The 12,677-nt window shown below is 71.4% G+C and carries 12 protein-coding genes, 3 tRNA genes and 1 pseudogene; 7 read left to right on the plus strand and 9 right to left on the minus strand.

Annotation, left to right across the window (positions count from 1 at the left end):
- Window positions 1–57 precede the first annotated feature (57 nt).
- The 3 genes and pseudogenes from Q9R33_RS10695 to Q9R33_RS10705 all read left to right on the plus strand — a co-directional run bounded on the left by Q9R33_RS10695 (window position 58) and on the right by Q9R33_RS10705 (window position 870).
- Window positions 58–495 carry a hypothetical protein gene (locus tag Q9R33_RS10695; RefSeq protein ID WP_311293716.1) on the plus strand — a complete coding sequence of 146 codons (438 nt, stop codon included), beginning with the start codon at window positions 58–60 and terminating at the stop codon, window positions 493–495.
- 76 nt (window positions 496–571) lie between these two features.
- A pseudogene (locus Q9R33_RS10700) lies at window positions 572–688 on the plus strand (YidH family protein); the annotation flags it as partial.
- A complete protein-coding gene (locus Q9R33_RS10705; protein WP_311293843.1) occupies window positions 664–870 on the plus strand; it encodes a hypothetical protein in 207 nt (68 codons plus the stop codon). The pseudogene Q9R33_RS10700 and the gene Q9R33_RS10705, both read left to right, overlap by 25 nt.
- Before the next feature lie 44 nt (window positions 871–914).
- On the opposite strand, the gene Q9R33_RS10710 is transcribed toward Q9R33_RS10705, so the two are convergent.
- A tRNA-Glu gene (locus Q9R33_RS10710) sits at window positions 915–990 on the minus strand.
- A gap of 42 nt (window positions 991–1,032) precedes the next feature.
- A tRNA-Glu gene (locus tag Q9R33_RS10715) sits at window positions 1,033–1,108 on the minus strand.
- 118 nt (window positions 1,109–1,226) lie between these two features.
- Between Q9R33_RS10715 and Q9R33_RS10720 the strand changes: the two genes are divergently transcribed.
- Window positions 1,227–1,865, plus strand: coding sequence for an MBL fold metallo-hydrolase (locus Q9R33_RS10720; RefSeq protein ID WP_310247077.1), 639 nt, complete (start codon window positions 1,227–1,229; stop codon window positions 1,863–1,865).
- A 90-nt stretch (window positions 1,866–1,955) separates the two neighbouring features.
- Here the strand turns inward: Q9R33_RS10720 and Q9R33_RS10725 are convergent, their stop codons facing one another.
- From Q9R33_RS10725 to Q9R33_RS10740, 4 genes are all read right to left on the minus strand, one after another.
- Window positions 1,956–2,225, minus strand: coding sequence for an HPr family phosphocarrier protein (locus tag Q9R33_RS10725; RefSeq protein ID WP_045297931.1), 270 nt, complete (start codon window positions 2,223–2,225; stop codon window positions 1,956–1,958).
- A gap of 63 nt (window positions 2,226–2,288) precedes the next feature.
- The gene (locus Q9R33_RS10730; protein ID WP_311293718.1) at window positions 2,289–4,316 is read right to left on the minus strand and encodes a fructose-specific PTS transporter subunit EIIC; all 2,028 of its coding nucleotides are present in this window, start codon (window positions 4,314–4,316) and stop codon (window positions 2,289–2,291) included.
- Between the two features lie 38 nt (window positions 4,317–4,354).
- Window positions 4,355–5,296: a 1-phosphofructokinase gene (pfkB, locus tag Q9R33_RS10735; RefSeq protein ID WP_311293719.1), complete on the minus strand. Its 942-nt coding sequence runs from the start codon at window positions 5,294–5,296 to the stop codon at window positions 4,355–4,357.
- A complete protein-coding gene (locus tag Q9R33_RS10740) occupies window positions 5,293–6,072 on the minus strand; it encodes a DeoR/GlpR family DNA-binding transcription regulator (RefSeq protein WP_311293720.1) in 780 nt (259 codons plus the stop codon). Before Q9R33_RS10740 ends, pfkB begins: the two co-directional genes overlap by 4 nt.
- A gap of 75 nt (window positions 6,073–6,147) precedes the next feature.
- Between Q9R33_RS10740 and Q9R33_RS10745 the strand changes: the two genes are divergently transcribed.
- Complete coding sequence (locus tag Q9R33_RS10745; RefSeq protein ID WP_311293721.1) at window positions 6,148–7,068, plus strand: aminoglycoside phosphotransferase family protein; 921 nt, start codon at window positions 6,148–6,150, stop codon at window positions 7,066–7,068.
- A gap of 62 nt (window positions 7,069–7,130) precedes the next feature.
- Here the strand turns inward: Q9R33_RS10745 and Q9R33_RS10750 are convergent.
- From Q9R33_RS10750 to Q9R33_RS10760, 3 genes are all read right to left on the minus strand, one after another.
- A tRNA-Gln gene (locus tag Q9R33_RS10750) sits at window positions 7,131–7,205 on the minus strand.
- Between the two features lie 69 nt (window positions 7,206–7,274).
- Window positions 7,275–8,804 (minus strand): glutamate--tRNA ligase, encoded by a 1,530-nt coding sequence (gltX, locus tag Q9R33_RS10755; protein ID WP_056367617.1) that lies wholly within the window; start codon window positions 8,802–8,804, stop codon window positions 7,275–7,277.
- An 11-nt stretch (window positions 8,805–8,815) separates the two neighbouring features.
- Window positions 8,816–9,787: a LysR family transcriptional regulator gene (locus Q9R33_RS10760; protein ID WP_311293722.1), complete on the minus strand. Its 972-nt coding sequence runs from the start codon at window positions 9,785–9,787 to the stop codon at window positions 8,816–8,818.
- Between the two features lie 81 nt (window positions 9,788–9,868).
- On the opposite strand from Q9R33_RS10760, the gene Q9R33_RS10765 reads away from it, so the two are divergent.
- Window positions 9,869–10,936, plus strand: a complete 1,068-nt coding sequence (locus tag Q9R33_RS10765; RefSeq protein ID WP_311293723.1) for an aminotransferase class V-fold PLP-dependent enzyme — start codon at window positions 9,869–9,871, stop codon at window positions 10,934–10,936.
- Window positions 10,937–11,014: 78 nt separating this feature from the next.
- Window positions 11,015–12,646 carry an amidohydrolase family protein gene (locus tag Q9R33_RS10770; protein WP_311293724.1) on the plus strand — a complete coding sequence of 544 codons (1,632 nt, stop codon included), beginning with the start codon at window positions 11,015–11,017 and terminating at the stop codon, window positions 12,644–12,646.
- Window positions 12,647–12,677 lie beyond the last annotated feature (31 nt).

The following is a 12,677-nucleotide window of genomic DNA, read 5'->3' on the forward strand; positions in this document are numbered from 1 at the left end:
CCGCGGGCGTAGCGTCCCCCACGCCGGGCACCGCGCCCGGGGTGGGGAGGTAGGGAAATGGGAATCAGATCGCGAATCGCCGTCGGCATCGTCGCCGGCCTCGTCCTGGGCATCACCGGGTCGGCCGCGGCCGGGGCCGCGCCGGTGGGCTTTCCGGTCGACGTGGTGGTGCACACCGAGATCGGCGGCGGACCCAACGACTTCGAGGGCAATATCCCGGGATGCGAGACCGGCACCGTCCTCGACGTCGACCCTCGCGCGACGTACACGCCGTGGGGAGGCGTGTTCAAGGGCGACAAGGAGTTCACCTGCGACAGCGGGAACGGGGGCTTCACCGTGCAGCTGAACGCGCGGTTCGGTGAGCCGGGGTCCACAGGGTCGTGGACGCTCGTCGATGCGTGGGGTCTCTATGAGGGCGTCAAAGGCTCCGGAAAGCTGACCGGGACATACACAGACTTGGGGATCGACGACCGGTACACCGGCAGCGCGCGCTGAGCGCGCCCGCCGTCTCGACCCGGCCGGGGTGCCGCGCCACGGCCGGGTCGACAGGCGTCGCAGCTACGGTGTGAGGGTGACCCGCACCCGCTTCCCCGCCGCCGTCTACGGCACCGGCGATGAGCCGGACGCGCGCTTCAGCCTCGCGAACGAGCGGACGTTCCTCGCGTGGAACCGCACCGCTCTCGCGGTCTCGCGTTCGCCGTGGTGCTCTGGACCCGCGCCGGCGACCGGCATCGCCGCATCACCCGCGCCCTGCTCGACGACCGGCCTGACGCGCTGCCCGGCGCCGGCCTGCTCCTGCTCCTGACGGTGTTCGTCATCGCATGCGGCGTGGTGGCGGCCGTCGTGATCGCGGTGCCCCGCCTCATCTGAGCGGAAACAGAAGACGCCCCGGTCCTTCTGGACCGGGGCGTCGATGGTGACCCCAGCGGGATTCGAACCCGCGTTACCGCCGTGAGAGGGCGGCGTACTAGGCCGCTATACGATGGGGCCGTACAGCGCGCCGCAACCGGAGTTGCGACGTTGTTGCCTGACTGGTGACCCCAGCGGGATTCGAACCCGCGTTACCGCCGTGAGAGGGCGGCGTACTAGGCCGCTATACGATGGGGCCGTTCAGGCAACCGTTCGATTATGCCACGGCCCGCATGCCCTCTCCAAATCGGCGCGGGCACCGGCGCGCCGCCCCCTCGTCGCTTGCTCCGACGACGCCGTGGCGCTTGACTCGACGCATGCGAGTCACGAAGTTCGAGCACGCCACCCTGACCCTCGTCGACACCGGAAGCACGGTCGTCATCGACCCGGGTTCGTTCACGGCACCGCTCGGAGAGCTCGAGGGCGTCGTCGCGATCGTCATCACGCATGAGCACCCCGACCACTGGACGCCGGACCACCTGGACCGCATCCTCCAGACTTTCCCGGGAACGCCGATCTTCGCCCCAGAGGGCGTGTCCAAGGCGGCCGAGGGCTACAACGTGACGATCGTCCATCCGGGCGACGTCGTGGAGGTCGAGCCGTTCCGCCTCGAATTCTTCGGCGGCCGGCACGCGGTGATCCACGAGTCGATCCCGGTCGTCGACAACGTCGGAGTGCTCGTGAACGACGAGTTCTACTACCCCGGAGACTCGTACGCCGTCCCGGAGGGCCGCGCGGTGAAGCTGCTGGCATCTCCGGTCGGCGCCCCATGGCTCAAGATCGGGGAGGCGATGGACTTCGTGCTCGCCGTCGCCCCACGACGCGTCTTCGGCACGCATGACATGACGCTGTCGGTCGCCGGCCGCGACATGGGCCGCGCGCGCCTGGGCTGGGCGGCCGAGCAGGGCGGCGGGGAACTCCTCGCGCTGAACCCCGGAGACAGCACCGACATCTGAACCGGAAGCGCCGAAACACCCCGCAGAACGCGGACGACGGATGCCGCAGCGGCTTCGACCCGCGGCATCCGTCGTCACATTCTTCGGTGCTTACTGTGCGTCGAGGTCCGTCTCGAGCAGAGCGACCAGGGCGTCCAGCGCCTCTTCGGCGCCGTCCCCGTCGGCCTTCAGGGTCACGACGGTCCCCTGCGAGGCACCGAGGCCCATCAGCGACAGGATGCTGCCGGCGTTGAGATCGGCACCGCCCTCGACCGCGATCGTGACCGGGACGGGCTGCGCCTGCACGGCCTGCACGAAGAGCTTCGCGGGGCGGGCGTGGAGTCCCGAGCTGCTGGCGATGGTGGCCTGACGTTCTGCCATGGTTCTCTCCTGTCTGTGTCGGACCTCGGCGGTCGACGATTCCGATTCTGGCGGACGACGGCCTCAGGCCGCCACGGGTACACGCGCTTCGGCCTCTTCGAGCTCCTTCGGTGCGATCCACTTCTTGAGAGCGATCACCGTGAGGGCCGAGACGACCGTGCCCGCCGCGAGAGCGATCAGGAAGCCCCAGATCGGGTTGATCGCGAAGAGGACGAAGATGCCGCCGTGAGGCGCCAGGGACTCGACGGCGAACGCCATGCTGAGGGCGCCCGTGACCGCACCGCCCGCCATCATCGCGGGGATGACGCGCAGCGGGTCCGCCGCGGCGAACGGGATCGCGCCCTCGCTGATGAACGCCGCGCCCAGCAGCCAGGCCGCCTTGCCGTTCTCACGCTCGACCGGGGGGAACATGTTGCGTGCGAGCACCGTCGACGCCAGCGCCATCGCGAGCGGCGGGACCATGCCGGCGGTCATGACCGCGGCCATGATCAGGTACGGCGTGGTGTTATCCGCCGAAGCGGACGCGAGGCCCGCGACCGCGAACGCGTACGCGACCTTGTTGACCGGACCACCCAGGTCGAAGCACATCATGAGACCGAGGATCACGCCGACGAGGATGATCGCGCCGGTCGCGGCGAGGCCCGTGAGCCAGTCGTTCAGCCCGACCATCAGGGTCGCGATGGGGCGGCCGAGGAACAGGATCATGAGCCCCGACGCCACGATCGACGCCACGAGCGGGATGATCACGACGGGCATGAGGCCGCGCAGCCAGCGCGGGGCGTTGAATCGCCCGATCCACCATGCGACGTAACCCGCGAGCAGACCGCCGATGATGCCGCCGATGAACCCGGCGCCCATCAGCGCGGCGATCGCGCCGGCGACGAAGCCGGGGGCGATGCCGGGCCTGTCCGCGATCGCGAAGGCGATGTAGCCGGCCAGCGCCGAGACCAGGAAGCCCATCGACGTCACACCGATCACGAAGAACACCGACCCGAAGTACTGGGCGAGCCCGCCCTCCGGAAGCGCCCACAGGGCGTTGTCCTTGATGACGGTGAACGCCGCGTCGTCCGCGTTGACGTTGACGCCGCCGATGAGGAAGCCGAGGGCGATCAGCAGACCGCCGCCCGCGACGAACGGGATCATGTAGCTGACGCCGGTGAGGAGGATCCGCTGGATGCGGGCACCCCACGACAGCGTCTCGGAGGGGGCCGCAGCGGCGGCGGCCGCCTCTCCCCCCACCCGGGTGGCCGACGGGTCGTTCGCGGCGGCGACGGCCTCCGAGATCAGCTGGTCGGGCTGCTCGATGCCGCGCTTGACGCCCGAGCGCACGACCGGCTTGCCGGCGAACCGCTGCGGTTCCCGTACGTCGACGTCGGTGGCGAAGATCACGGCGTCGGCGTTGCGGATGACGTCCGCCGGAAGCGCCTGGTAGCCGCTGGAGCCCTGCGGCTCGACGACGAGGTCGATCCCGGCCTTCTTGCCCGCCGCGGTGAGGGCGTCGGCGGCCATGAACGTGTGCGCGATGCCGGTCGCGCAGGCCGTGACCGCGACGACGCGTGCCGGGCGGCCGTCGACGACGAGGCCCGATGCGGCGCTGGGCGCCGAGGCCGCGGCAGCCGGAGCGGGCGCTGCGGCCTCGCGCTCCCCGATCGCCGCCTGCACGATCGCGACCACGTCGTCGTCGGACGACGCGGCGCGCAGTCCCGCGGTGAAGTCCTCCTGCATGAGGCTGCGGGCGAGCTTCGAGAGCACCGCGAGGTGCGCCTCGGCGGCGTCCGCGGGGGCCGCGATGAGGAATACGAGATCGGCGGCGCCGTCCGGCGCACCGAAATCGACGCCCGGGTTCAGTCGCGCGAAGGCGAGGGACGGGGTCGACACCGCGGCGCTCTTGGCGTGCGGGATGGCGATGCCGCCGGGAAGCCCGGTCTCGTCCTTCTCTTCGCGGGCCCACGCGTCGGCGAAGAGCGCTTCGGCGTCGGTCGCGCGACCCTGCGCGACCACACGTGCGGCGAGGGCCCGGATGACGGCGGCCTTGTCGGCGCCCAGCGGGACGTCGAGACTCACCAGGCCTGGGGTGATGGTGTCGGACACGGTGACCTCCTGCGGTCGTGGGGTGTGGTGGGTGGGTGTCAGTCGAGACGCGTGACAGGCACGTCGCCGGTGGGAAGGTCTGCGGGAGCCGGCGCTTTCGTGCCGGGAAGGGATGCTGCGGCCGACCCGTACCGGACCGCGAGGCGCAGCCGCTCGCCCTGGTCGGCGCCGCGCGTCGCAGCGAGCACGTATCCCGCGAGCGAACTGTCGCCCGCGCCGACCGTGCTCACGACCTGGATCGGCGGCGGTGTGGCCGCCCAGGCGCCCTCGGCGGCGACGAGCACGGCCCCGCGGGAGCCGAGGGTGATGAGCGCCGCCCGCACGCGGGCGGGAACGAGAACGCGCGCCACGTCGAGCACCGCCTGCGGGTCGGCGCCGTCGATGGCGACGCCGGCGAGCTCGGCGAGCTCTTCGTCGTTCGGCTTGATGAGATCGGGCGCGCCGTCTGCGACGACGGCGGTGAGCGCCGGGCCGGAGGTGTCGACAGCGATGAGCGGGGCGTCCGCGCCGTGCGCGCGGCGAACGGCGGCGATCACGCGCACGTAGAAGTCATCGGCGACGCCGGGAGGCAACGAGCCGGCCAGCACCAGCCAACGCGCGCCCACGGATGCGGAGACCACCGCGTCGATCACCGCGGAGACCTCGTCGGGCGAGAGCTCCGCACCCGGCAGGTTCAGCTTCGTGGTGACCCCGGCGGGGTCGGTGATCGCGATGTTCGCGCGCACGTTGCCGTGGATCGGAACGCGCCGTGCGTCGACCTCGGCCGCGCGGAGGGCCGCGTCGAACGGATCACCCGGCGCGAGCGGCAGCACCGCGGTGCAGTCCTCGCCCGCGGCGGCGACGGCGCGGGCGACGTTGATGCCCTTGCCACCGGCATCCTCCCGTGCGGAGGCTGCGCTCTGCACGTCTCCGACCTGCAGAGGGGCGGGGAGCATCACCGTGCGGTCGAGGGACGGGTTGGCGGTGAGCGTCACGATCATGCGAGCCAGACCTCCACATCGGCGTCCGCGAGCGCGGACGCGAGTTCTGCGTCGGGTGCGGCATCCGTCACCAGCACGTCGATGTCGGACAGCGACGCGAAGCCGACGAGCAGCTCCGCACCGAGCTTCTCGGCGTCGGCCACGACCACCACCCGACGCGCCGACTCGACGATGGCGCGCTTGACAGCCGCCTCGTCGGGGTCGGGCGTGCTGAGACCGAACGTCGCGGAGACACCGTTGGTGCCGACGAAGGCGACGTCGGGACGCAGGGCGCCGATGGCGCGGACCGTGTCGGCGCCGACGGCCGCGGCGGTGAGTCCGCGCACGCGACCCCCGACCAGCGAGAGCGAGGCGCCCGGGATGCCGGCCAGCGTGTTTCCGAGGGTCAGCGAGTGCGTGACGACCTCGATCCGCGCGCTCGAGAGGCGCGGGATCAGCGCCGAGGCGACGGCCGAGGTGGTCGTGCCGGCGTCGAGGAAGACGGATCCGGTGAATTCGGCGCCGAGGGCGTCCAGGGCGCGCTGACCGATGGCGGCCTTGGCGCCGCCGTGGTGCTCGAGGCGCTCGGCGAGCGAGGGCTCACGCGTGCTGGCGCGCTCCCGGCTCACCGCTCCCCCGTGAACGCGGCGCAGCGCGCCGGTGGACTCGAGGTGATCGAGATCGCGACGGATGGTCTCGGTCGTGACGTCGAAGCGCTCGGCGAGCTCGACGACGCTCACGCGGCTCCGCTCTGCCAGCAGGAGCTCGATCTGCTCGTGGCGCTCCGTCGCGTACATGTGGGACAACCCTCCGTTGGATTCCCACACAATACAACACAGTCCCACACAAACACAAGAGAGTATCGTCGTACGGTGCCCGACAAACCCGCCGCTGAGGTCTCGTTCGACACCGCACTCATCCGAGGACTGCTCGCCGACCAGGCGCTGGCGACCATCCCCGACGCCACCGGCCTGCCCCTCCGAAAGGTCGCCGAGGGCTGGGACAGCGAGGTGTGGCGGCTGGGTGGCGAGTACGCCGTGCGACTCCCCCGCCGCGCGCTCGCCGCACCCCTGGTGCTGCACGAGCAGACCGTGCTGCCGGGGGTGGCCGAGCGGCTCGCGCCGCTGGACGTGCGCGTTCCGGCGCCCGTGGTCGCCGGTGTGGCGGGCCACGGCTACCCTTGGGCGTGGTCCGTCGTGCCGTGGATCGACGGCGTCTCCGCTCTGGACCAGCCGCGCACCGAGCGCGGCGAATGGGCCGACACGCTCGCTCGCGCGCTCCTGGCACTGCACGCCGACGCACCGGAGGATCACCCGGTCAATCCCTTCCGCGGTGTGCCCCTCGCCGCTCGCACGGGCGCTGTCGAGGAGCGACTGCGCACGCTGCGCGCGGGAGGCCTCCTCGACGACACTTCAGCGGACGCCGTGCACGCGCTGTGGCAGGCGGGACTCGAAGCGGCTCCGTGGGATCGCACGCCGGTGTGGATCCACGGCGACCTGCACCCGGGCAATCTGGTCGCGCGCGACGGCGCGCTCGCCGGAATCATCGACTTCGGCGACGTCACCGCGGGCGACCCGGCCTACGATCTGGCGGTCGCCTGGCTGGCATTCGACGCCGCGTGTCGCGAACGGTTCATCACGGCGGCGGGCTCAGCCTACGACGCCGACGTCTGGGTGCGAGCACACGCCTGGGCTGCCGCCGTCGTGCTCATGCTGCTGGCACACAGCGACGACAACCCCGCCTACTTCGCGCTGGGACGGGATGCTGCCACCGAGGTGCTCGCAGACGCCTGAGGCCGCGATATCCATGTTCGATGGAAAACGAAAAACCCCCGCTCAGCGGGGGTTTTCTCGTTTGGCTGGGGTACCTGGACTCGAACCAAGAACAACTGAACCAGAATCAGCCGTGTTGCCAATTACACCATACCCCAAGGCTGTCAGCCGAAGCCGTGCCGAGGAATGAGTCTACGCGACGCAGGCACGTGCTCCAAACCGAGCCGTCACCCGCGCGCGTCGAGCAGTGCTCCGAGGCGGCGGATCGACTCGGACTTGCCGAGCAGCTCCATCGACTCGAACAGCGGCGGTGACACCCGACGGCCGCTCAGCGCGACGCGCAGCGGGCCGTAGGCGATGCGGGGCTTGAGACCGAGGCCCCCGTCCTCCGCGGGCGAGATCAGCGCGCCGGCGAGGGCGTCCTGCACCGCGGCGGCGGTGAACTCGGTGTCGGGCACGAGCTCGAGGGCGCCGACCGAGGCGACCAGCACCTCATTCGTGTTCGCCGGCAGCGATGCAAGGGCGTCGTCCTGATAGCCGACGGTGTCGGTGAACAGGAAGCCGAGCAGTCCCGGCGCATCACCGAGCAGCTGCATGCGCTCCTGCACGAGCGGGGCGGCGGAGGCGAGCATGGCCGCCTGGGCCGGCGTCGGGTTCTCGTCGACCACTCCGGCAGCGGCCAGGTACGGCACCAGCCGATCGGCGAAGTCTCGGGGCTGCAGCATCCGGATGTGGTCGCCGTTGATGGATTCCGCCTTCTTCTGGTCGAAGCGCGCGGGGTTCGGGTTGACGTCGACGATGTCGAACGCCGCCACGAGCTCCTCGAGGGAGAACACGTCGCGGTCGGGGCCGATCGACCAGCCGAGGAGAGCGAGGTAGTTGAGCAGGCCCTCGTGGATGAAGCCCTTGTCGCGCTGCAGGAACAGGTCGGCCTTCGGGTCGCGCTTGGAGAGCTTCTTGTTGCCCTCCTCGCCGAGCACGAGCGGCATGTGTGCGAAGCGCGGGACGAACGACGTGACGCCGGCATCGACCAGTGCGCTGTACAGCGCGAGCTGACGGGCGGTCGACGGCATGAGGTCCTCGCCGCGGATGACGTGGGTGATGCCCATGAGCGCGTCGTCGACGGGGTTCACGAACGGATACAGCGGCACGCCGCCCGCGCGCACGAGGACGAAGTCGGGGAACGAACCCGCCGGGAAGGTCACCTCGCCGCGGATCAGGTCGACGTAGGTGAGGTCCTCGTCGGGGACCCGCAGGCGCCACGCGGGCTCACGGCCCTCGGCGCGGAAGTCCGCCTTCTGCTCGTCGGTGAGGTCACGGTCATAGTTGTCGTAGCCGAGCTGCTTCGCGCGGCCGTTCGCCTCGTTGCGGGCGTCGATCTCCTCGGCCGTCGAGTAGCTCTCGTACACGGCTCCGGCGGCGATGAGCTTGTCGAGCACCTCACGATAGATGTGGTGGCGCTGCGACTGGCGGTACGGGGCGTGGGGGCCGCCGAGCTCGACCCCCTCGTCCCAGTCGATCTTGAGCCAGCGGAGGGCGTCGAGAAGCTGCTGGTAGCTCTCCTCGCTGTCGCGCGCCGCGTCGGTGTCTTCGATGCGGAACACGAGCTTGCCCCCGGTATGACGCGCATACGCCCAGTTGAACAGCACCGTGCGGATCAGTCCGACGTGCGGAAGACCGGTCGGCGAAGGGCAGAACCGGACGCGGACGTCGGTGCCGGTGGCGGTCGTGGTGCGAGGATCAGGCGAAGAAGACATCACCCCTGAGTCTAGTTGCGGGATGCTGCGGAACCAGGCTCGGCCAGGGGCTCGGCGATGAGCCGCGCAAGGGCGTTCAGCGTCGCGCGCACCGCGGGAACGCGGTCCGCGCCGCGCGCCGTCACGGTGTGGATGCGGCGCTGCTCCCCCGCCCGCAGCGGCACCACCGCCACCCCCGGCAGCTGCGGGAACGACTCGACCGCCATCCGGGGCAGCGTCGCGACGCCGATCCCCTGCGCGACGAGCCCTTCGACGGCGACGAAGTTGTCGGTCTCGAACGCGATGCGCGGCGCGAACCCGGCGCGCCCGCACAGCTCGAGCAGGTGACCCCGGCAGCGCGGGCACCCGGCGATCCAGTCGTCGTCGGCAAGGGTCGCGACATCGATGATCTCCGCGGTCGCCGCCGGGTGCTCCGCGGGAAGCACCGCGAGCAGCTCGTCGGCGCCCACCGTCTGCACGGCGAGGCCGCGGGCGCTCGAGCCGTGCGGATCGTCGCGGTCGCCCGGGTAGCTGAAGGTGAGGGCGATGTCGGTGCGGTCCTCGCGCACGGCCTCGACGGCCTCCGGGGGCTCCGCCTCGACGTAGGTGAGGGAGATTCCGGGATGCCGCTGCGCGAGGTCCGCGAGCAGGCGCGGCACGATCGTGGGCGAGGCCGACGGGAAGCCGACGAGGCGCACGCGCGCGGCGCGGAGACCGCGGAGCTCGGCGAGCTCGCCGGCGGCGGCATCCAGAGCCGTCGTCACGGCGGGAGCGTGCCGCGCGAGGATGCGGCCGGCGTCGGTGAGGCGCACGCTGCGACCGACACGTTCGACGATCGCGACCCCGAGGCGCTGTTCGAGGCGCTTGAGCTGCTGACTCACCGCGGGCTGGCTGTAGCCGAGAGCGAGGGCGGCGCCAGTGATGGACCCTTCGTCGGCGATCGCCTTCACGACGCGCAGTTCGCGCGCGTCGAAGCCCGGGTCGTCGTCCCACGCATCCGTCATGCACGAATCATAAGTCTTTGTTATGTCCAGCATGGAACACCTGCCGTAGACGTAGGCAATCGCCGCCGTCACCCTGGATGCATGCCCGCGATCGCTCCTCACCCCGCTGTCGACGCCGCGAGGCGTGAGTTCACCGGAGGCCGCGACTACCTCGCGGCGTGCACGGTGGGCCTGCCGAGCCGCGCGACGCGACGCGCCGTGGTGGCGGACCTCGACGCGTCCGCCTCGGGCCGCCCCGACCTCGCCGCCTACTGCGCGGCGGTCGAGCGCTCGCGGGCGCTGTTCGCCTCCCTCGTCGGCGTCGGGGCCGAACGGGTGGCCATCGGCTCGCAGACCTCGGTCGCGGCGGGAATGGTGGCTTCCGCGCTCCCCCGCGGCGCGGAGGTGCTCGTGCCCGACGGCGAGTTCTCGTCGCTCGTACTGCCGTTCATCCACTCCGGCCGCGGGCTCGTCGTGCGCACCGCGCCGCTGGCCGACCTGGCCGCGCATGTGCGTCCGACCACGGCGCTGATCGCGTTCTCCGTCGTGCAGTCGGCGACCGGGGAGGTGGCGGATGCTGCGGCGATCGCCGCCGCAGCGGCCGCGCACGATGCCCTCACGCTGTGCGACGCGACGCAGGCCGTCGGCTGGCTGCGCGTCGAGGCATCCGTCTTCGATGCCGTCGTGTGCCACGCGTACAAGTGGCTCTGCGCGCCGCGGGGTGTGTCGTTCCTGACCGTGTCGGACCGCCTGGGTGCGCGCATGACACCGCTCAACGCCGGCTGGTATGCCGGGGACGATCCCTGGTCGTCGTGCTACGGCACGGAGGTCGAGCTCGCATCCGATGCCCGCCGCTTCGACGTGTCGCCGGCATGGCAGGCCTTCGTCGGCGCTGCCCCGGCACTCGAGCTCTTCGCGTCGCTGGATCCTGCGGAGCTCCATGAGCACGCGACCGGGCTCGCTGCGGCCTTCCGCACCGGCCTCGGCCTCGCACAGCCGGAGCGCGCGTCGGCGATCGTCACGTGGGACGACCTGGACGGGTGCGACCTCGCACGACTGACCGCGGCGGGGATCACCGCATCCGGCCGGTCGGGCCGCGCACGCGTGGCGTTCCACGTCTTCAACGACGCCGACGACGTCGACCTCGCACTCGCGGCGCTGGGCCACTGACGGCACGCCCTCGGCGCTTTCGGGCGACTGCGTAGACTGCCAACGCGGGTCAGCCGGGCCCCGCACGACGGAGGCCGCATGACCGCCCACCCCGACCGCACGGTGCTGCGCGGCGGCATCGTGGTCGACGGCACGGGAGGCGATTCCCGCGAAGCCGACGTCGAGATCCTCGGCGATCGGATCGGCGTGATCGGCGACATCCCGGCGCAAGAAGGCGATGACGTCGTCGACTGTCGCGGGCGCCTGGTGATGCCGGGCTTCATCGACGCGCACGCGCACGCCGACGGAGCCGTCTTCCGGTCGGACGTGCAGCTCGCACTGCTGCGCCAGGGAGTCACGACCGTCATCGGCGGGCAGGACGGCGTCTCATACGCCCCCGGCGATGGCGTCTGGGCGAGCCGGTACTTCGCGGCGATCAACGGCGCGCACCCGACCTACGCGGGCGGCGGCGTCGCAGAGCTGCTCGGCACCTACGACGGCACCACGCCCCTCAATGTCGGCTACCTCGTGCCTGCCGGCACCGTGCGCCACGAGGTCATGGGCATGGCGACGGGACGAGCGGATGCCGCGCAGCTGACCCAGATGCAGCGGCTCGTGGCCGACGGTCTCGACGCCGGCGCGCTCGGGCTGTCGACCGGGCTCGACTACGTACCCGGCATCTTCGCCGACGCGGACGAGCTCGCACAGCTGTGCGCTCCACTGGCCCGGGCGGACGCGCTCTACGTGACGCACATGCGGGGCGGCTACGAGACCAACACCGCGGCCGGCCTCCAAGAGGTCGTCGCGATCTGCGCGCCGGGCGCGGCGCACGACGGCGTCCGCGGACACGTCTCGCACCTTCACGTCGATGCCGACGACGCCGAACGGCTGCTGGCGGAGGCCGCAGCATCCGGAGCCGATCTCTCCTTCGACATGTACCCGTACACCCGAGGCTGCACGCTCGTCTCGATGGCGGTGCTTCCGCCGGAGTACAGCGCGCTGGCCGTCGACGAGGCGATCGCCCGGCTGTCGGATCCCGCCGAGCGCGCGCGGCTGCGCGACGAGTGGTTCCCCACCGTCGCACACAAGCCGAGTCTCGGACCCGACTGGCCCTCGATGATCCGCGTCGGGCACACGCCCGCGAAGGACTGGGCCTGGGCGCCCGGACGGACCCTCGCCGAGATCGCCGATCGTCGGCAGACCTCGGTCGAAGAGGCGACGCTCGACCTCCTCTTCGCCGGGCGCATGGAGGTCAACGCGGTGATGGCGGTGCGAGACGAGCGCCCGGTCGAGAATCTGGCGCAGCTGTTCGCACATCCAGGGCACACCGGCGGCTCGGACGGCATCTTCATCGGGGCGGTGCCGCACCCCCGCGCGTGGGGCGCGTTCGGCCGGTTCCTCGGCACCTACGTCGGACGCTCGTTCACGTGGGAAGGAGCCGCCGTCCACCTCGCCGCGCGCGCCGCCGAGCGGTTCGGACTGGCCGATCGCGGCATGCTGCGTTCTGGCGCTGCCGCGGATGTCGCCATCGTGGACCCGGCGGCCGTCACGGATGCCGCCACCTACGACGACCCTCAGCAGCCCGTGCGCGGCATCGATGACGTCTTCGTCAACGGCACGCACGTGCTGCGCGGCGGAGGACTCACCGGCGCTCTGGCCGGGCGCGGCCTTCGCCGTTCGAATCAGACTGCTCCCCTGTCGCGAACTGCCGCCCCGGCCGGCACTTCGTGACAGGCGAGCAACCATTCGCCCCCAGGAGAGG

It is taken from the genome of Microbacterium sp. PRC9 (assembly GCF_031844125.1).
Lineage (GTDB): Bacteria > Actinomycetota > Actinomycetes > Actinomycetales > Microbacteriaceae > Microbacterium.

What these genes read in the sequence shown, in the direction of transcription:
- Q9R33_RS10695 (WP_311293716.1), top strand. Translation starts at nt 58, where the DNA reads ATGGGAATCAGATCGCGAATCGCCGTCGGCATCGTCGCCGGCCTCGTC.
- Q9R33_RS10720 (WP_310247077.1), top strand. Translation starts at nt 1,227, where the DNA reads ATGCGAGTCACGAAGTTCGAGCACGCCACCCTGACCCTCGTCGACACC.
- Q9R33_RS10725 (WP_045297931.1), bottom strand. Translation starts at nt 2,225, where the DNA reads ATGGCAGAACGTCAGGCCACCATCGCCAGCAGCTCGGGACTCCACGCC.
- pfkB (WP_311293719.1), bottom strand. Translation starts at nt 5,296, where the DNA reads ATGATCGTGACGCTCACCGCCAACCCGTCCCTCGACCGCACGGTGATG.
- Q9R33_RS10740 (WP_311293720.1), bottom strand. Translation starts at nt 6,072, where the DNA reads ATGTACGCGACGGAGCGCCACGAGCAGATCGAGCTCCTGCTGGCAGAG.
- gltX (WP_056367617.1), bottom strand. Translation starts at nt 8,804, where the DNA reads ATGTCTTCTTCGCCTGATCCTCGCACCACGACCGCCACCGGCACCGAC.
- Q9R33_RS10760 (WP_311293722.1), bottom strand. Translation starts at nt 9,787, where the DNA reads ATGACGGATGCGTGGGACGACGACCCGGGCTTCGACGCGCGCGAACTG.
- Q9R33_RS10765 (WP_311293723.1), top strand. Translation starts at nt 9,869, where the DNA reads ATGCCCGCGATCGCTCCTCACCCCGCTGTCGACGCCGCGAGGCGTGAG.
- Q9R33_RS10770 (WP_311293724.1), top strand. Translation starts at nt 11,015, where the DNA reads ATGACCGCCCACCCCGACCGCACGGTGCTGCGCGGCGGCATCGTGGTC.